The organism is Mesorhizobium sp. M7A.F.Ca.MR.176.00.0.0, assembly GCF_004023165.1.
Taxonomy (GTDB): domain Bacteria; phylum Pseudomonadota; class Alphaproteobacteria; order Rhizobiales; family Rhizobiaceae; genus Mesorhizobium.
The window spans coordinates 1-16,640 of record NZ_RZTC01000107.1; the positions used below are offsets into that span (position 1 = coordinate 1).

General features: G+C 62.7%; 20 protein-coding genes. 8 read left to right on the forward strand and 12 right to left on the reverse strand.

The window, feature by feature from the left end:
* The 9 genes from coaA to hisB all read right to left on the reverse strand — a co-directional run.
* Positions 1–843: type I pantothenate kinase (gene coaA / locus EOB59_RS27265; protein ID WP_128289651.1), on the reverse strand; the 843-nt coding region annotated here is incomplete at its 3' end.
* A 24-nt stretch (positions 844–867) separates the two neighbouring features.
* The gene (locus tag EOB59_RS27270) at positions 868–1,191 is read right to left on the reverse strand and encodes a phosphoribosyl-ATP diphosphatase (protein ID WP_127380290.1); all 324 of its coding nucleotides are present in this window, start codon (positions 1,189–1,191) and stop codon (positions 868–870) included.
* Between the two features lie 70 nt (positions 1,192–1,261).
* Positions 1,262–2,056 carry an imidazole glycerol phosphate synthase subunit HisF gene (gene hisF / locus EOB59_RS27275; protein ID WP_164895761.1) on the reverse strand — a complete coding sequence of 265 codons (795 nt, stop codon included), beginning with the start codon at positions 2,054–2,056 and terminating at the stop codon, positions 1,262–1,264.
* On the reverse strand, positions 2,053–2,889 hold the full coding sequence (locus tag EOB59_RS27280) for an arginase family protein (RefSeq protein WP_127808277.1): 837 nt from the start codon (positions 2,887–2,889) through the stop codon (positions 2,053–2,055). The genes hisF and EOB59_RS27280 overlap by 4 nt, the downstream gene beginning before the upstream one ends.
* Positions 2,886–3,629: a 1-(5-phosphoribosyl)-5-[(5-phosphoribosylamino)methylideneamino]imidazole-4-carboxamide isomerase gene (hisA, locus tag EOB59_RS27285; protein WP_127808278.1), complete on the reverse strand. Its 744-nt coding sequence runs from the start codon at positions 3,627–3,629 to the stop codon at positions 2,886–2,888. The genes EOB59_RS27280 and hisA overlap by 4 nt, the downstream gene beginning before the upstream one ends.
* Positions 3,630–3,633: 4 nt before the next feature.
* A complete protein-coding gene (locus EOB59_RS27290) occupies positions 3,634–3,924 on the reverse strand; it encodes a DUF1330 domain-containing protein (RefSeq protein WP_127380294.1) in 291 nt (96 codons plus the stop codon).
* A gap of 87 nt (positions 3,925–4,011) precedes the next feature.
* The gene (hisH, locus tag EOB59_RS27295) at positions 4,012–4,662 is read right to left on the reverse strand and encodes an imidazole glycerol phosphate synthase subunit HisH (RefSeq protein ID WP_128289653.1); all 651 of its coding nucleotides are present in this window, start codon (positions 4,660–4,662) and stop codon (positions 4,012–4,014) included.
* Between the two features lies 1 nt (position 4,663).
* A complete protein-coding gene (locus EOB59_RS27300) occupies positions 4,664–5,140 on the reverse strand; it encodes a DUF2628 domain-containing protein (protein ID WP_128289654.1) in 477 nt (158 codons plus the stop codon).
* 4 nt (positions 5,141–5,144) lie between these two features.
* The gene (gene hisB / locus EOB59_RS27305; protein WP_127266875.1) at positions 5,145–5,744 is read right to left on the reverse strand and encodes an imidazoleglycerol-phosphate dehydratase HisB; all 600 of its coding nucleotides are present in this window, start codon (positions 5,742–5,744) and stop codon (positions 5,145–5,147) included.
* A 226-nt stretch (positions 5,745–5,970) separates the two neighbouring features.
* On the opposite strand from hisB, the gene hslV reads away from it, so the two are divergent.
* The 6 genes from hslV (at position 5,971) to EOB59_RS27335 (ending at position 11,423) form a co-directional block, all read left to right on the forward strand.
* Entirely contained in the window at positions 5,971–6,522 is a 552-nt protein-coding gene (hslV, locus tag EOB59_RS27310) for an ATP-dependent protease subunit HslV (protein ID WP_127320227.1), read from the forward strand.
* Between the two features lie 70 nt (positions 6,523–6,592).
* Complete coding sequence (locus EOB59_RS27315) at positions 6,593–7,105, forward strand: GNAT family N-acetyltransferase (protein ID WP_128289655.1); 513 nt, start codon at positions 6,593–6,595, stop codon at positions 7,103–7,105.
* Positions 7,102–8,262 (forward strand): hypothetical protein, encoded by a 1,161-nt coding sequence (locus tag EOB59_RS27320; protein WP_164895759.1) that lies wholly within the window; start codon positions 7,102–7,104, stop codon positions 8,260–8,262. Before EOB59_RS27315 ends, EOB59_RS27320 begins: the two co-directional genes overlap by 4 nt.
* Before the next feature lie 106 nt (positions 8,263–8,368).
* Complete coding sequence (locus tag EOB59_RS27325) at positions 8,369–8,914, forward strand: DUF2585 domain-containing protein (RefSeq protein WP_245486780.1); 546 nt, start codon at positions 8,369–8,371, stop codon at positions 8,912–8,914.
* A gap of 4 nt (positions 8,915–8,918) precedes the next feature.
* Positions 8,919–10,229 (forward strand): ATP-dependent protease ATPase subunit HslU, encoded by a 1,311-nt coding sequence (hslU, locus tag EOB59_RS27330; RefSeq protein ID WP_128289657.1) that lies wholly within the window; start codon positions 8,919–8,921, stop codon positions 10,227–10,229.
* Positions 10,230–10,463: 234 nt separating this feature from the next.
* The gene (locus tag EOB59_RS27335) at positions 10,464–11,423 is read left to right on the forward strand and encodes a DUF1402 family protein (RefSeq protein WP_128289658.1); all 960 of its coding nucleotides are present in this window, start codon (positions 10,464–10,466) and stop codon (positions 11,421–11,423) included.
* Between the two features lie 245 nt (positions 11,424–11,668).
* On the opposite strand, the gene EOB59_RS27345 is transcribed toward EOB59_RS27335, so the two are convergent.
* The 3 genes from EOB59_RS27345 to EOB59_RS27355 form a co-directional block, all read right to left on the reverse strand.
* Positions 11,669–12,907, reverse strand: coding sequence for an FAD-dependent oxidoreductase (locus tag EOB59_RS27345; RefSeq protein ID WP_164895760.1), 1,239 nt, complete (start codon positions 12,905–12,907; stop codon positions 11,669–11,671).
* Positions 12,904–13,218: a MocE family 2Fe-2S type ferredoxin gene (locus EOB59_RS27350; protein WP_127395703.1), complete on the reverse strand. Its 315-nt coding sequence runs from the start codon at positions 13,216–13,218 to the stop codon at positions 12,904–12,906. Before EOB59_RS27350 ends, EOB59_RS27345 begins: the two co-directional genes overlap by 4 nt.
* A 95-nt stretch (positions 13,219–13,313) precedes the next feature.
* Positions 13,314–14,405, reverse strand: coding sequence for a fatty acid desaturase family protein (locus tag EOB59_RS27355; protein ID WP_128289660.1), 1,092 nt, complete (start codon positions 14,403–14,405; stop codon positions 13,314–13,316).
* 169 nt (positions 14,406–14,574) lie between these two features.
* Between EOB59_RS27355 and EOB59_RS27360 the strand changes: the two genes are divergently transcribed.
* Positions 14,575–15,606, forward strand: a complete 1,032-nt coding sequence (locus EOB59_RS27360; RefSeq protein WP_023810652.1) for a LacI family DNA-binding transcriptional regulator — start codon at positions 14,575–14,577, stop codon at positions 15,604–15,606.
* Positions 15,607–15,908: 302 nt separating this feature from the next.
* Positions 15,909–16,640: substrate-binding domain-containing protein (locus EOB59_RS27365; protein WP_245486779.1), on the forward strand; the 732-nt coding region annotated here is incomplete at its 3' end.

Consider the following 16,640-nt stretch of genomic DNA (forward strand, 5'->3'; position numbering starts at 1 on the left):
GGTCCACAGGCCTTCCGCGATGGCGCGCGCCGAACCCTCCGACAGCTGCGAGTAGCGGTGAAAGAAGGAGTCCGGGTTGCGGAAAGCGGTTTCACGCAGCCGCATGAAGCGGGAAATGTACCAGTTGTGGATCAGCTTCTCGTCGGCATCGATGTAGATGGCGAAGTCGAAGAAGTCCGACAGGAAAGGCACGATCTTGCCGTCCTGGGGCAGCTTGCCGGGCTGCAGGACATTGATGCCTTCGAAGATCAATATGTCGGGCCGGTCGATGGTGACGAACTCGCCGGGAATGACGTCATAGGTCAGGTGCGAATAGACCGGCGCGCGGACATCGGGCAGCGCCGACTTGATGCCCGACAGGAAGCGCAGCAGCGCGCCTACATCGTAGCTGTCGGGGAAACCCTTGCGCTCCATCAGGTTCTCGCGGCGCAGGACCTCGTTGGGCAGCAGGAAGCCGTCGGTGGTGATGAGATCGACCTTGGGGCTCGACGGCCAGCGCGCCAGCAGTTCCTTCAGCACGCGTGCGGTGGTCGATTTGCCGACGGCGACCGAACCGGCAATGCCGATGATGAACGGTGTCTTGACCACGTCGACCGCGTTGAAAAAGGCCTGGCGTTGCCGAAACAGCAGCTGGCTCGCTTCGACATGCGCCGACAACAGCCGCGACAGCGACAGATAGATGCGCGTGACCTCTTCGAGATCGACCGGATCGTTGAGCGAGCGCAGGCGGCGGAATTCGTCCGCGCTCAGCGTCAGCGGCGTGTCGGCGCGGAATTGCGACCATTGATCGGCGGAGAAGAAACGAAAGGGGGAATATTTCTCGGTCGGCGCGAGCTGATCCATCGAGATACCTGCCCTTCCTCGCGGTCAGCCCTTGGGCCGTGACGCCTTCTCGGCGATGCCCGAACGCCGGGTGCGGCCTTCGAGTTCCCTGAGCACGTCGCTCAGCGAAACTCCCGAGAGGCCGAGAACGACGAGCCAATGATACATAAGATCGGCACTTTCCGAAACGAGGGCCTGTTTGTCGCCCTTGACGGCGGCAATCACCGTCTCGACGGCCTCCTCGCCGAGCTTCTGCGCCGCCTTGTCAATGCCGCGCGCGAACAATTTTGCCGTCCATGAATCCGGATCTCCGGAATGGGCGCGTTCCCCAATGATTTTTTCCAGATCGGAAAGCGAAAACTCGGTCATGGCGTCATCTATCTGCTTGTTTAAGCATGATCTTTTCCGAAAACCGGTTCCCACTTTTCGGGATCATGCTTTAGGGCCGATTATTCACAGAGTCCAGCCGCATCGGCAGCCCCGCGGCGGCCATATGCGCCTTGGCCTGCGCTATCGTGTAGGTGCCGAAATGGAAAATGGACGCGGCCAGCACCGCGCCGGCATGGCCGTCGCGAATGCCTTCGACCATGTGGTCGAGCGTGCCGACGCCGCCGGAGGCGATCACCGGCGCACGCACGGCGTCTGATATCGCGCGGGTCAGCGCGATGTCGTAGCCGGCCTTGGTGCCGTCCCGATCCATCGAGGTCAGCAGGATCTCGCCGGCGCCGCGATCGACCATTTTCCGGGCGAACTCGACCGCATCGATGCCGGTCTTTTCGCGGCCGCCATGGGTGAATATCTCCCAGCGGTCGGCCTCATTGGTGCCCGACACTTTCTTGGCGTCGATGGCGACGACGATGCACTGGTTGCCGAACTTGTCGGCGGCCTCGGCGACGAAATCCGGGTTCTTCACCGCGGCCGTGTTGATCGACACCTTGTCGGCGCCGGCCAAGAGCAGCTTCCTGATATCGGCGACCTGGCGCACGCCGCCGCCAACGGTCAGCGGCATGAAACATTGTTCGGCGGTGCGTGCGATGACGTCGAAGATGGTCTCTCGATTGTCCGACGAAGCCGTGATGTCGAGGAAGCAGAGTTCGTCGGCGCCGGCCGCGTCATAGGCCTTGGCCGCCTCGACCGGATCGCCGGCGTCGACGAGATCGACGAAGTTGACGCCCTTGACGACACGGCCGCTCTTGACGTCGAGACAGGGGATGACACGGGCTTTCAGCATCAGCGACCCTCTATCGTGGCGATGAGATCGTTCAGCAACTGGCCGACCAGCGGCGGAACATCGGCCTGGGCGTCGAAGGCCGGGTCGTAGGCGGAGACGGTGATGCCGACGATCGGCACCGCCAGCGCCATGGCGCACGTGGCATCGCGCAACTGTTCCGGGCTCGGCCCGCCCGAAGTGATATAGCGGTTGGCCTGCAGCTCCCGGGGATCGTGCACGTCCATATCGAGATGCATGTGCACGCGTCTGGCGCCGGCGACCATCAGTCTTTCGGCCGCCTGGGCCACCCCGGAGCATTCCGTCCGCACGATCGGCAATGTCTCGAGAAGCTGTTTTTCCGCCGGATCGAGATCGCGCGCGTTGACGAGCACGCAGCGTGACGGATCGATCGGCTTGAAGCCCGGAATGGCCGACGCCATCGGCCGCCAGCACAGGCCGAGCACGGTCGCCAGCGCCATGCCGTCGAGAAAGCCATATGTGGATGTCTCGGGCGTGTTGAGGTCGCCATGCTGGTCGGCCCAGATGATCGCATCGGCGTCTTCGCCGGCGACCGCGCCGGCGCTGGTCAGGCAGTTTCCGGCAAGGACGATGGGAAACCGACCGGCGTCGCGGGCAAGGCGAACCTCGCTCGCAACCGCGTTGCAGACGGCAAAGCCGGTGGCGATTTCACGCTCCTGGGCATCTCCAACCTTGCCGATATCCTCGACCATCACATCGTGGCCAGCCATCGTCAGGGCGTCGACGAGCCCGCCCGAGACCAGCGCGTCCGGCCCCTGGCCCATGCCGCCATGGTAGTGGCCGCTGTCATAGGAGGCCAGGATAATGGAGATTTTCACGTCCGCGTCTCCGCCCTGCCCTGCAGGATCGCCAGGGCCTCGGCCGGTTCGATGCGGCCGTCATAGAGCGCGCGGCCGGAGATCGCGCCTTCGAGCTTTTGCGCATCGGGCATGGTCATGCGCACGATGTCGGCGATCGAGGCGAGGCCGCCCGACGCGATGACCGGGATCGACACGGCATCGGCGAGGTCGATGGTGGCGTCCCAGTTGATGCCGGTCAAAACGCCGTCGCGGTCGATGTCGGTGTAGATGATGGCAGCGACGCCGGCGCCCTCGAACTTCCTCGCCAGTTCGATGACGCCGAGGCTCGACGCCTCGGCCCAGCCCTCGACGGCGACCTTGCCGCCCTTGGCGTCGATGCCGACGGCGACCTTGCCCGGAAACGCCTTGCAGGCCTGTTTGACAAGGTCCGGGTCACGCACCGCCACCGTGCCGAGGATGACCCGGGCCAGGCCGCGATCGAGCCAGTCCTCGATCTGCGCCAGCGTGCGGATGCCGCCGCCGAGCTGCACCGGGTTCTTCGTTGCCTTGAGGATGGCGCCGACCGCCGCACTGTTGACGCTCTGGCCCTGGAAGGCGCCGTTGAGGTCGACGACATGCAGCCATTCGAAACCCTGTTGCTCGAAGGCCCGCGCCTGCGCGGCAGGATCATCGTTGTAGATGGTCGCGGTCGCCATGTCGCCATGCCTGAGGCGCACGCACTGGCCGTCCTTGAGATCTATCGCCGGGAAAAGGATCATCCGTTCAGGCGCCTTCCACAATGGCGAAATGGGATGTCGAATAGAGGCGTCGGAATTTCAGCGCCACCTGGTATTCAGGCGAATGGAAGCAGGCGAGTGCGACCGCATAGCTCTCGAACTCGATGATGACATGGCGATTGCCCGATGGCCCTTCCGGGCTCGACGACTGACCGCCGCGGGTCAGGAACTTTGCGCCATATTTGTCGAAAGCCGCTTTGTTGGCGGCAATGTATAGCGGATAGTTTTCCGGATCGGTCACCTCGACCATCGCCATCCAGTAGCCCTTCTTGCTCATGGTCTATCCCTCTGCTCGAGCATGATCTCCGGACAAACGGGAACCGTTTGTCCGAGAAAGCCGGGGTCCACTTTTCGGGATCATGCTCTAGGGCCTCCAGCGCAGGAAATTGGTGATCAGCGCGAGGCCGAGCGCCTGGCTCTTTTCCGGGTGGAACTGCGTGCCGACGAGATTGTCGCGGGCAACGGCCGCCGTCACCGGGCCGCCATAGTCGGCAACCGCCAGAACCTCGTCCGCCTTGCCCGCATCGAGATGATAGGAATGCACGAAATAGGCATGCAGCCCGCTTGCGCCAGTCGGTATGCCGGCAAACAGCGGATGCTGGCGCTTGAGCTCGATCGTGTTCCAGCCGATCTGCGGGATCTTCAGCGCCGGATCGGAAGGCATGATCTCCTTCACGTCGCCCGATATCCAGCCGAAGCCCTTGGTAATCGTCTTTTCGAGGCCGCGCTGCGACATCAGCTGCATGCCGACGCAGATGCCGAGGAACGGCCGGCCCTTGACGATCGCAACCTCGTCGACGGCTTCCCACATGCCTTCGACGGCCTGCAGGCCGGAGGCGCAGTCGGCATAGGCGCCGACGCCGGGCAGGACGATGCGATCGGCCGTGCGCACCCGCTCGGCATCTGCGGTCAGGTCGATATCGGCCGATATGCCGGCTTCGCGCGCGGCGCGCTCGAAAGCCTTGGTGGCCGAGCGCAAATTGCCCGAGCCGTAGTCGATGATCGCAACCCGCATGTCAGCTTCTTCCCGGAATGTGGGTCAGCCCCAGCGCCATGCCCGGCTGCGCTGGCCGCGCGAGGGCAGCATCGGGGACCATGCGCGGCGCCGGCACAACCTCATCGGCAAGCGCTTCCGCTTCCAGCGCATAGCGTGTGTCGGCGTCGTCGAGCCAACCGGCTTCGACCGCGCCCCATTCGTGCCAACCGCGCCGGCGAAGTGCCGCGATGCGCAGGCCTTGCCCTTCCAGTCCGACATAGAGCGAAACCAACAGTGACAGCAGCGAGCCGGCCAGACCAAGGCCGAGATTCTGGCCCAGCATCGAAAGCAGGCCCATGACGACGAAGGCAAGCGCTGCCTCGATCCACAGCCGATGCCAGGCGAACCATAGCGGCGGCACCAGGAGGCCCAGCCAGGTGAAGCCATCGCGGACAAAGGCCGTGGCATCGGCCTTCTCGCTGCGGCCTGGCGGTTCCATCACGACATAGGTGGCCATTGCCTTATCCCTTCAACGATCCCTTGGTGGAGGGAACCGCATCCGGCTGGCGCGGATCGCGCTCGAGAGCCGCGCGCAGCGCGCGCGCCACCGCCTTGAAGCAGGTCTCGGCGATGTGATGGTTGTTGGCGCCATAGTGATTGGTGACATGCAGCGTGATGCCGGCATTCTGCGCCAAAGCCTGGAAGAATTCGCGCACCAGCTCGGTATCGAAGGTGCCGATCTTCGGCGACGAGAAGGAAACGTTCCAGACCAGGAACGGACGGCCGGACACGTCGATCGCAGCGCGCGTCAGCGTCTCGTCCATGGCAAGGTCGATCGAGGCATAGCGCATGATGCCGCGCCGCTCGCCCAGTGCCTTGGCCAGCGCCTGGCCGAGCGCGATGCCGGTGTCCTCGACCGTGTGATGATCGTCGATATGCAGGTCGCCCTTGGCCCTGACCGTCATGTCGATCAGGGAATGGCGCGCCAGCTGGTCCAGCATATGGTCGAAGAAGCCGACGCCCGTCGAAATGTCCGATTTTCCGGTGCCGTCGACATGGACCGAGACGGCAATCTCGGTTTCCTTGGTCTTGCGGCTGACTTCGGCGGCGCGGGGCGGCATCACTCTATCCTTGTCCAGAGGTTCACATCGTGACCAGCTCAGAGGTTCAAGCGCTCGCAGGCTTGAAAACGAAAGCCTTCTAGCAGCATGATCCGGCGATTGCCAGTTGCGAACCCGGCCGCTATCCAGCGGTTTGCAATCATCGGTCCCATGCATACATATGGCCGATCAAGTCACTCGTACCGCGCCGATCGCCTATCGGGATGGCGCTGCTCGGAGCCAGGAAATGTCCGATAATCTGACCATGCACGCCACGACCATCGTGACGGTGCGCAAGGGCAACAAGGTGGTGATCGCCGGCGACGGCCAGGTCAGCCTTGGCCAGACCATCATGAAGGGCAACGCCAAGAAGGTGCGCCGCATCGGCAAGGGCGGCAATGTGATCGCCGGGTTCGCCGGCGCCACCGCCGACGCCTTCACGCTGCTGGAGCGGCTCGAAGCCAAGCTCGAACAATATCCAGACCAGCTGACGCGCGCCTGCGTCGAACTCGCCAAGGACTGGCGCACCGACCGCTATCTGCGCCGGCTGGAAGCGATGATGCTGGTGGCCGACAAGTCGGTATCGCTGGCGCTGACCGGCACCGGCGACGTGCTCGAACCCGAATTCGGCGTCATGGCCATCGGTTCGGGCGGCAATTACGCACTGGCCGCGGCGCGCGCGCTGATGGACAGCGACAAGGATGCCGAGGAGATCGCCCGCAAGGCGATGCAGATCGCATCCGACATCTGCGTCTACACCAACAACAATTTCGTCGTCGAAACGCTCGATGTCGGCTGAAAAGCCGGCCATGACCCCGAAAAGTGGAAACCGGTTTTCTCGGACGAACGGTTCCGTTCGTCCAGAGATCATGGCCGAACAAGAAGATAGCTACGATTTTCGGCCGGTGACGGAAAAAGACCTGCCGATGATCGCCGGCTGGCTCGCCGAGCCGCATGTTGCAGAGTGGTGGGACGATCCGGAGACGGAAATCGCCGGCATTCGCGAGCACATCGACTCGATTTCGGTCGAGCCGCTGATCGTCGAGCTCGACGGCAAGCCGATCGCCTATCTGCAGAGCTACGACCCGCATCTGGAAGACGACCATCCCTATGCCGACCAGCCGTTCGGCACGCTCGGCATCGACGTGTCGATCGGCGTGCCGGAGCTGCTCGGGCGCGGCCATGGCTCGGCAATCGTGCGCCAGTTCGTCGAACGGCTTTTCGAGGAAGGTGTTCCGCGCGTCATCATCGATCCGGATCCCGCCAATGCCAGGGCGATCCGTGCCTATGAAAAGGCAGGCTTTGTTGCCTTTGATACCAGAACATCGGAGTACGGGCCGGCCTTGATGATGGCGCGCGACGCGACGCAGGAGCCCAATTGATCAGCGCCGAAACCCTCGACAAGGCAGTCGCGAAAGGTTTGATCTCGCAGACCCTGCGAGATCAGTTGGAGGCCATGGAACGCACGGTCGCTCTCGCCCCCGAGGCCAGGCGCGCCGATGACGAGGGTGACGAGGAAAACCTGCGGCTGGTAGGCGGCGGCAACGATCTGTTTGTCACCGTGGGAACCGTTCTGCTCAGCGCCGGCTTCTTCTTTGTCCTGACCACCTTGCTTCCAGGCCAAACATTCTGGATCGCCGGCATCCTCGCGGTTTTCGCCTGGGGGCTCGCCGAAATCGTCACGCGTCAGCACCGGATGAAATTATCGTCGTCCGTGCTTGCCCTGATTTTCATGGCCGCCATTCTGGCCGCTCTGGCGCTACAAGTGGAGTCCAGCTTCGGCATACGCAAGCCGGAGACTGTCTGGCAGCTATTGGCGTTGCGCCAGACAGCGTCCCGGGCCGGATATCTGTTCCTGGGCGGAGGAATAATCGCGGCGGCGATCTATTTCTGGCGTTTTCGCGTCCCCATCATTGCCGGGGCTATCGCCATCGCTTTTACACTGCTTGCCTTCCTGCAAACGGCGATAATCCTGTATGACAGCGTGACAGCGGGTGCGATTGCGCCACCGCGTATGGAGGATGTTCCCGAATTGCTCCGCGCGGCACTTTACATGCCGCTGATCTGCGGCCTGATCGTGTTCGCAACGGGTGTAGCTTTTGACATTTACGATAGGGATCGACGCAAGATCTGGTCCGATTGCGCTTTCTGGCTGCATGTCGTCTCGGCGCCCATGCTGGTGCATCCGCTCTTCATTATGGCAACCGGCCAGAACGTCGTATTCGGACATATCGCGCCGGATACCAATGCAACCCTCATGCTGGCGATTCTGATCCTTGGCTTCCTCTATGTCGCGCTTGCCATCGACCGCCGTTCGCTTCTGGTTCCGACATTGGCTTACTTCGGCTCGCTGGGCATCTATTATCTGGTGAATTCCGCCTCCGATTCGACGGGCATCCCGCCTTTTGCCTTGATCCTGGTCGTTGTTGGCGCGCTGATCATTCTGTTCGGGGCTGGCTGGCAGCGTATCCGGCGGATTGTGGTCAAACCCACCTTGCCGGCGGCCGTGATCCGCCGGCTACCGCCGCTGAAGGCGTGACAAGGCTTTGTGATGATCGAGACGGCGACGCGAAACGAGGGGGAATGAACCGATGACGACACCGACCGCGGAGAACAGCTATTCGGCCTATGAAGACAGCTGGCGAATGGGGCTTCTGCTGGTGCTTGCCCTGGTCATCTTCCAGGCCGGGGCGCTCTACGGCATGGGGCGAACGCCGATCTGCACCTGCGGCTACGTCAAGCTCTGGCAAGGCGTCGTGCAGAGTTCGGAGAATTCCCAGCACATTTCGGACTGGTATACGTTTTCACACATCATCCATGGCTTCCTGTTCTATGCGCTGGCAAGATTCCTGTTCCCGCGTTCGCCGATCGGCTTGAGGCTGGCGTTCGCCGTCTTCATCGAAGGCGGTTGGGAGCTGCTCGAAAACAGCCCATTCATCATCGAGCGCTACCGCGCCGGCACCATCTCGCTCGACTATTACGGCGACAGCATCGTCAATTCGGTGTCGGACACTCTGGCCATGGTGCTGGGATTTGTGATGGCGCGAAGGCTACCTATATGGGTGATCGTCAGCCTCGCCATCATCTTCGAACTCGGTACCGGCTATCTCATCCGGGACAATCTGACACTCAACGTGATCATGCTGCTGCATCCGTTCGAGGCCATCAAGCAGTGGCAAAGTGGAATCTAGTGATATGAGCACATTTTCTCCCCGCGAAATCGTTTCGGAACTCGACCGTTTCATCATCGGCCAGAAGGACGCCAAGCGCGCCGTGGCCATCGCCTTGCGCAACCGCTGGCGCCGCCAGCAGCTGGAAGGCCAGATGCGCGAAGAGGTGATGCCGAAGAACATCCTGATGATCGGGCCAACCGGCGTCGGCAAGACCGAAATCTCGCGCCGCCTGGCGCGGCTCGCCGGTGCGCCTTTCGTCAAGGTCGAGGCGACCAAGTTCACCGAGGTCGGCTATGTCGGCCGCGATGTCGAGCAGATCATCCGCGATCTGGTCGAGATCGCCATCGGCCTGGTGCGCGAGAAGATGCGCGAAGACGTCAAGGCGCGCGCCCACGTCAACGCCGAGGAACGCGTGCTGGAAGCGCTGGTCGGCAAGACGGCGAGCCCGGCCACCCGCGATAGTTTCCGCAAGAAGCTGCGCGACGGCGAACTCGACGACAAGGAGATCGAGGTCGAGGTTGCCGACACCGGCAATGGCGGCATGCCCGGCTTCGAAATCCCCGGCATGCCGGGCGCCAATATCGGTGTGCTCAACATCAACGACATGCTGTCGAAGGCGATGGGCGGCAAGAAGACCAAGACGCGCAAGACGACGGTCAAGGAGTCCTACGATCTGCTGGTCAATGACGAGTCCGACAAGCTGCTCGATCAGGACGAAGTCGTGCGCCGGGCGCTCGATGCCGCGGAAAATGACGGCATCGTTTTCCTCGACGAGATCGACAAGATCGCGGCGAGATCCGACATTTCGGGCGGTCCGTCCCGCGAAGGCGTGCAGCGCGACCTGCTGCCGCTGGTTGAGGGCACCACGGTGGCGACCAAATACGGGCCGTTGAAGACGGATCATATCCTGTTCATCGCTTCCGGCGCCTTCCACGTCTCCAAGCCGTCCGACCTTTTGCCGGAGCTGCAGGGCCGCCTGCCGATCCGCGTCGAATTGCGGGCGCTGGAGAAGGACGATTTCGTCCGCATCCTGACCGAGACCGAGGCGAGCCTGATCAAGCAGTATATCGCTCTGATGAAGACCGAGGGCGTCGAGCTGACCTTCACCGACGACGCTATCGATTCGCTGGCCGGCATCGCCGTCGACCTCAACGCCAGCGTCGAGAACATCGGCGCAAGGCGGTTGCAGACGGTGATGGAGCGGGTGCTGGACGAAATCTCCTACGATGCGCCCGACCGCAACGGCACATCAGTCACCATCGATGCCGCCTATGTGGAGAAGCATGTCGGCGACCTGTCCAGGAATACCGACCTGTCGCGGTTCATCCTTTAAACGACGGCGCCGGAACGTTCCGGCACCGGTCCGGGGGCAACATTTTCCGGCAAGCAAAATCATGTGTGGCCAGATGGTACCATCTGGCCACCTTTCGTAGTGCCGGGTGAAGGGGCGCTCTCGACTCGACCAAGAGCTTTACCTAGTTTGCGCGGCAATTCTCGATCTCTTGGTTTGACGCAATTCCGGGAAACCGTTTCACACTTTTCCTGGAATTGCTTGGGCGGCGGGTGCATGAAAAAACTGATCCTGGTCATTCTCGGCTTGACGCTGGCGGCGACGCTGTTCGCCGCCGAGGCAGCGACATTGGTGCCGCCGGGAAATCGCAATGCCGTGCAGCCCGACATTCCGGGTGCCTCCAGCCGGCGCACGCAGGCGACCAACACCAGCTTCCAGGCGAAGTACCGCAAGGTCTACGCCCTGCTGCAGAACGACGCCGGTCTGCGCGGCAAGATCAAAAAGGCAGCAGCCACCTACGGCATCGATCCCCTGCACATCGTCGGCGCCATCGTCGGCGAGCACACCTACAATGTGGATGCCTATGACCGGCTGCAGACCTACTACGTCAAGGCGATCTCCTATCTCTCCAGCAAGCTGTCCTTCGCCTATGACGGCGAGGACATCACCGATTTCGTGCAGCGGCCGGAATTCAAGAAATGCGCCGGGATGTCCGACAGCTATGATCTGTGGGAATGCCGCGAGCAGGTGTGGAACCGTTCGTTTCGCGGCAAGAGCGTCGGCGGGACGAGCTTTCCCGACGATCGTTTCGGCGCCACCTTCTTCCAGCCCTATTATGCCGGCCAGACCTTCGGCCTCGGCCAGCTCAATCCGCTGACCGCCTTGCAGATGAGCGATCTCGTGCACAAGGTCTCCGGCCTGCCGAAGCTCGACGTCGGCGATCCCAATTCGGTCTACAAGACCATCATGGATCCCGACCTGACGCTGCCCTACGTCGCCGCGACGATCCGGAAATCGATCGATGCCTATAAAAGCATTGCCGGCTTCGACATTTCGGGCAATCCGGGGGTCACGGCCACGCTCTACAATGTCGGCAATCCGGAGCAGCGCGCCGACGCGCTGAAGGCGGAGAACGACAGGCGCCGCGCCGCCGGCGAGCCGGAAAAACTGCCGGAAGAGAATTACTATGGCTGGCTGGTGAATGACAAATTGCCGGAGCTGAAGGCGCTGTTTTAGGCTGGGGTTCAGGCGCGCTGACGTTAATTTGCCGACGCCTGCGCCGCCCCTCATTGTCCTGCCGGACATTTCTCCCCGTATAGTGACGGGAGAAAGGGGCTGGCCGCAACCTCGGCGCCCTTCTTGCGATGCTGGTGATTGGCGAAACCGGCGATGATAGCGCCCTTCTCCCCGTCACTATACGGGGAGAAGATGCCGGCAGGCAGATGAGGGGCAGCGCAGACGTCGGCAATTGGCGTGACGGCTCACGCCGCCAGCAGCGACTTCAGCTTGACCGCCTGTGATCCCAGCGCTTCCGGCGCCGGTTTCGCGTGCTTGCCGATCAGCATTTCGGCCAGCCTGATATCGCGGGCGACCGCGTTGCCGGGGCCGATGCCGCTGGCCGCCACCAGCCTGCCGTCTTGCGCCAAATGGAAGAGAATGAAGGCGCCATCGCCGAGGTCGCGGCGCACGGTGCTGCTGCCTTCGTCGGACAGCCCGGCGATCTGCAGGGACAGACCATATTGATCCGACCAGAACCACGGCACCGCCGCATGCGCCTCGCCGGCACCGAGCATGTTCCTGGCCGCCAGCGCGCCCTGTTCCTGGGCGTTGCGCCAGGCTTCCAGCCGCACCCGACGGCCGCCATAGACGGCGAGCGGAAACGAGCAGCAATCGCCGGCGGCATAGATGTCGGGATCGCTGCTGCGCAATTGCGCATCGACAGCGATGCCGTTGTCGATCGCCAGGCCGGCTTCGGCCGCCAGCCCGGTCACCGGCACGGCGCCGATGCCGATGACGGCCAGATCGGCTGATATCTCCTGTCCGCCAGCAAGCGTGATCCGCACCTCGTTGCCATCGTCGGCGATGGACGCAATGCCGTCGCCGCACAGGATCTTCACGCCCTCGGCGACCTGCGCATCATGGATGATTTCGGCGATCTCCGCCGGCACGCCGCGCATCAGGATGCGCGGCTGCGCCTCTATGACGGTGACATCAGCCCCGAGCTTGCGGGCCGCGGCGGCGAGTTCGAGGCCGATGAAACCGCCGCCGATGATGGCGATGCGGTTGCCGGCGGTGAGATGCGCGCGAATGGGGAGCGCGTCGGCAAAGGTGCGGAGATAGACGCAGCGCGGACCCAACCCCGGCATCGGCAATTTGCGCGGCGTCGAACCCGTTGCCAGCAGGAGCTTGTGGTAGGGCAGGACCGACCCGTCCGACAGGCGCACCGCATGCGTCGCGCGATCGATCGCCACTGCCTGGACGGAATGGACATGCCGGATCGATTTCTCGGCCAGAATTGCCTCGCTGGCGATCGCCTTGATCTCGGGCGCATCGCTGGCCATCGCCTCCTTGGACAGAGGCGGGCGCTCGTAGGGCAGATGCGGCTCATCGCCGACCAGCGTCACCGGCCCCCGATAATCGAGGTCGCGCAGCGCCAATGCCGCCCGCCCGCCGCATTCGCCGGCGCCGATGATGAGCATCCCCCCCGCCATGTCAGTCATCCGATCTGGATCAGGACTTTGCCGGCATCGACCTTGACCGGATAGGTCTTGAGATTGACGCAGACCGGCGCGCCGCGGGCATCCCCTGTCTTGTAGTTGAAGCGGCCATTGTGCTTTGGACATTCGATGATGTCGTCCATCACCAGCCCGTCGGCCAGGTGCACCTTTTCATGCGTGCAGAGGCCGTCGGTGGCGAAGAACTCGTCGTCGGGGCTGCGATAGATGGCGAAGGTGCGGCCGCCATGGTCGAAGCGCACCACATCCTCCTCGTCTATGTCGCCGGTGGCGCAGGCCTCGACCCAGTCGCTCATTCAAGTCCTCCCAAAAGCAAATCCAGAAAAAGTGCGCAGCGGTTTTCCGTCCGGAATTGCGTTAAATAAACAGTCTAGATCGGATGGAAGCACGATCATTCCGCCGCGGCGGCGACAGTGTCGTTGTGGAATTCTTCGCGATATGGCCGTGCGGTCGGCGGCAGCTCGCGCTTGAGGAAATAGTCCTCGTTGCGCAGCTGGCGCAGGAAGACCGGGATCATCTCGCGATAGCCGGCCAGGATCGACGGTGTCGGTTCCGGCAGGTCGTGCTTGATCAGTTCGTGCAGCCTCGGCAGCGCATGATAGGGCACCATCGGAAACATGTGATGCTCGACATGGTAGTTCATGTTCCAGTAGATGAAGCGGCTGATCGGGTTCATGTAGACGGTGCGGCTGTTCAGCCTGTGGTCGGTGACGTTGTCGGCCAGGCCGCCATGCTGCAGCAGCCCGACCATGACATGGTGCCAGGCGCCGTAGAGCCTGGGCAGGCCGACCAGCATCAGCGGCAGGAACGAACCGGTGTAGAGCGCCAGCCCGACGGTGGCGGCATAGATCGCCGTCCAGATGCGGGCGACGCGGATCGCCTTGGGCTGTTCCTGTTCGGGAATGAAGGTCTTTTCGGCGGCGCTGACGGTGCCGGCGGCGTTGCGCAGCATGTCTGACATCGCATGCCAGGCATCGAGCACGCCAACGAAGCCCAGCATGGCGCGAACCAGATCGGGCGGCCGCATGACCGAGATTTCCGGGTCGCGGCCGACGATGACGGTGTCGGTGTGGTGGCGCGTGTGGCTCCAGCGCCAGGTCACCGGATTGCGCATGATCATGAAGCAGGCGATCTGATAGACCGCATCGTTCATCCATTGCGTCCGGAAAGCGGTGCCGTGGCCGCATTCGTGCCAACGCGAATCCGTCGAGGAGCCGTAGAGGACGCCATAGACGAAGAAGAACGGCACGCACCACCATGTGCCCCAGAACCAGGCGCCGCCGGCCCCGCTGACGATCAGCGCGGCGAACCAGATTGCCGTATCGCGGATCGCCGGCCCGTCGGAGCGCTGCATCAGCTCCTTCATCTGCTTGCGCGGTATGTCGGTGTGATACCACTCGGCCGCCGACAGGCCGGTCTCGACCGCGAGCTTGGCATCGCGGCCGATCAGGCTGTAGTCACGCCGGGACGGCGCAGTGGACATGATTGCCTCCCTCGGCAAAGGCATCCGCCAAGGCGAATGCCATGAATTCCTTTGGCTTCTAGCATCAAAGTAACGCCGACCGATGATGGACTCAACATCATAAAGATAGTTTCTATCATTTCCCATCAGGATGCTGTACGAAGGCTCAAGCAAATCCGACGGGGCAAGCATGGTGAAGCGGCCGACCATATCTGATCTGGCGCGCATCTCGGGCGTCAGTGTCGCTACCGTCGACCGCGTGCTGAACAACCGGCTGCCGGTGCGCGAGGAGACAGCGCGCCGCGTCTACGAGACCGCTACCGATATCGGCTATCACGCCGCCGGCCTCATCAAGCAGCGCATGCGCCAGGAATTGCCGGAGTACCGGCTGGGCTTCCTGCTGCTGCGGGGCAATGATGCCTTTTACGGCGACTTCGCGCGGGAACTCGAACTGGCCATCTCGCAATCGCAACGCTTCCGTGGCGTTGCGACCATCGATTTCGCCAGTTCCCTGGCTCCCGACGAGATCGCCTCCCAGATGCGCAGGCTGGCGGCGAAATCGAGGGCCATCGCCGTTGTCGGTCCGGACCATCCGACCCTGACAGCGGTCGTGGAAACCTTGAAGGCGAGAGGGCAGCCGGTCTTTTCCGTGCTGTCCGACTTTGCCGCCGGCATCCGGGAAGGCTATATCGGCCTCGACAACCGCAAGGTCGGGCGCACCGCCGCATGGATGATCTCCAAGGCAGCCAAGCGGCCCGGCAAGGTCGCCCTCTTCGTCGGCAGCCACCGCTTCCACGGCCATGAGCTGCGCGAGATCGGCTTTCGCTCCTTCTTCCGCGAGCACGCGCCGGAGTTCAGCGTGCTTGAAACGCTGGTCAATCTGGAAGCCAACCAGGTGACCCATGACGCGATGATCGATCTTCTGGCGCGTTATCCGGATCTTGCCGGCTGCTACGTCGCCGGCGGCGGCATGGAAGGCGCGGTCTCGGCGCTGCGGGCAGCGAAGCCCGCGACCATGCCGGTGGTCGTCTGCAACGAGATCAACGCCGAATCACGCGCGGCACTCGCCGACAACATCCTCACCATGGTGATCTCGACCCCGCTCGCCGCTTTGTGCCGTGAGCTTGTCGACCTGATGGCGCATGCCATCGAGACCGGCGCCGCCAACGCTCCGGGCCAGACCTTCCTGCCCTTCGACATCTATCTGCCGGAAAACATCTAGCCCGCCGCCGCGCAAGGCCGCGGAGGCAAATGATAGAATCCATCAGAGCGAGGCGTAAATCGGCCCGCAGGCCGCGGAATCGCCCTTGACGCCCCGATGTGAAATGGAATAAATATTTCATCATCTGTGTATTTTGGTTCTTTCGTTCCGTAATATCTGTTTCAAACGGAGGGTTTGACGTTCCAGCCAGGAGGCAGGCGTCACCCGGAACAGAAGAGACATCAGGGAGAGATTCCCCGGGGAGATCGGGGATTCCGGATAAATCGGTGAAACCGGACACCAATATGTGGAGGAGAAACACAATGAAGAAATTGATTTTGGGCGTCGCCTTCGCGGCGCTGATGAGCTCATCCGCCCTGGCCGCCAAGGTTGGCGTGTCGATGGCCAAGTTCGACGACAACTTCCTGACCGTGCTGCGCAACGGCATGATCGAGCAGGCCAAGGGCATGAGCGGCGTCGAGCTGCAGGTCGAGGACGCGCAGAACGACGTTGCCAAGCAGCTTGACCAGATCAAGAACTTCGCCGCCTCGGGCGTCGATGCCATCATCGTCAACCCGGTCGACACTTCGGCCACGCAGGCGATGTCGGACGCAGCCGCCGCAGCCAAGATCCCGCTGGTCTATGTCAACCGCGAGCCGGTCAATGTCGACACGCTGCCCGACAACCAGGCCTTCGTCGCCTCGAACGAAGCCGATTCCGGCACGCTCGAGACCAAGGAAGTCTGCCGCCTGTTCAAGGAAGCCGGCAAGAAGGAAGCCAATGTCTATGTGATCATGGGCGAGCTTTCCAACCAGGCCGCCGTGCAGCGCACCAAGGACATCGACGACGTGATCGCGACGCCGGAGTGCAGCTTCATCAAGATCATCGACAAGCAGACGTCGAACTGGAACCGCGACGAGGCGCAGAACCTGATGACCAACTGGCTGTCGACCGGCAAGCCGTTCGACGGCGTCATCGCCAACAATGACGAAAGCGCCATCGGCGCCATCCAGGCGATGAAGGCCGGCAACATCGACATGAAGGCGGTTGTCGTC

Coding starts and splice junctions, on each gene's coding strand:
- EOB59_RS27270 (WP_127380290.1), bottom strand. CDS start 1,191: ATGACCGAGTTTTCGCTTTCCGATCTGGAAAAAATCATTGGGGAACGC.
- hisA (WP_127808278.1), bottom strand. CDS start 3,629: ATGATCCTTTTCCCGGCGATAGATCTCAAGGACGGCCAGTGCGTGCGC.
- EOB59_RS27290 (WP_127380294.1), bottom strand. CDS start 3,924: ATGAGCAAGAAGGGCTACTGGATGGCGATGGTCGAGGTGACCGATCCG.
- hisH (WP_128289653.1), bottom strand. CDS start 4,662: ATGCGGGTTGCGATCATCGACTACGGCTCGGGCAATTTGCGCTCGGCC.
- EOB59_RS27300 (WP_128289654.1), bottom strand. CDS start 5,140: ATGGCCACCTATGTCGTGATGGAACCGCCAGGCCGCAGCGAGAAGGCC.
- hisB (WP_127266875.1), bottom strand. CDS start 5,744: ATGCCGCCCCGCGCCGCCGAAGTCAGCCGCAAGACCAAGGAAACCGAG.
- hslV (WP_127320227.1), top strand. CDS start 5,971: ATGTCCGATAATCTGACCATGCACGCCACGACCATCGTGACGGTGCGC.
- EOB59_RS27315 (WP_128289655.1), top strand. CDS start 6,593: ATGGCCGAACAAGAAGATAGCTACGATTTTCGGCCGGTGACGGAAAAA.
- EOB59_RS27325 (WP_245486780.1), top strand. CDS start 8,369: ATGGGGCTTCTGCTGGTGCTTGCCCTGGTCATCTTCCAGGCCGGGGCG.
- hslU (WP_128289657.1), top strand. CDS start 8,919: ATGAGCACATTTTCTCCCCGCGAAATCGTTTCGGAACTCGACCGTTTC.
- EOB59_RS27335 (WP_128289658.1), top strand. CDS start 10,464: ATGAAAAAACTGATCCTGGTCATTCTCGGCTTGACGCTGGCGGCGACG.
- EOB59_RS27345 (WP_164895760.1), bottom strand. CDS start 12,907: ATGACTGACATGGCGGGGGGGATGCTCATCATCGGCGCCGGCGAATGC.
- EOB59_RS27350 (WP_127395703.1), bottom strand. CDS start 13,218: ATGAGCGACTGGGTCGAGGCCTGCGCCACCGGCGACATAGACGAGGAG.
- EOB59_RS27355 (WP_128289660.1), bottom strand. CDS start 14,405: ATGTCCACTGCGCCGTCCCGGCGTGACTACAGCCTGATCGGCCGCGAT.
- EOB59_RS27360 (WP_023810652.1), top strand. CDS start 14,575: ATGGTGAAGCGGCCGACCATATCTGATCTGGCGCGCATCTCGGGCGTC.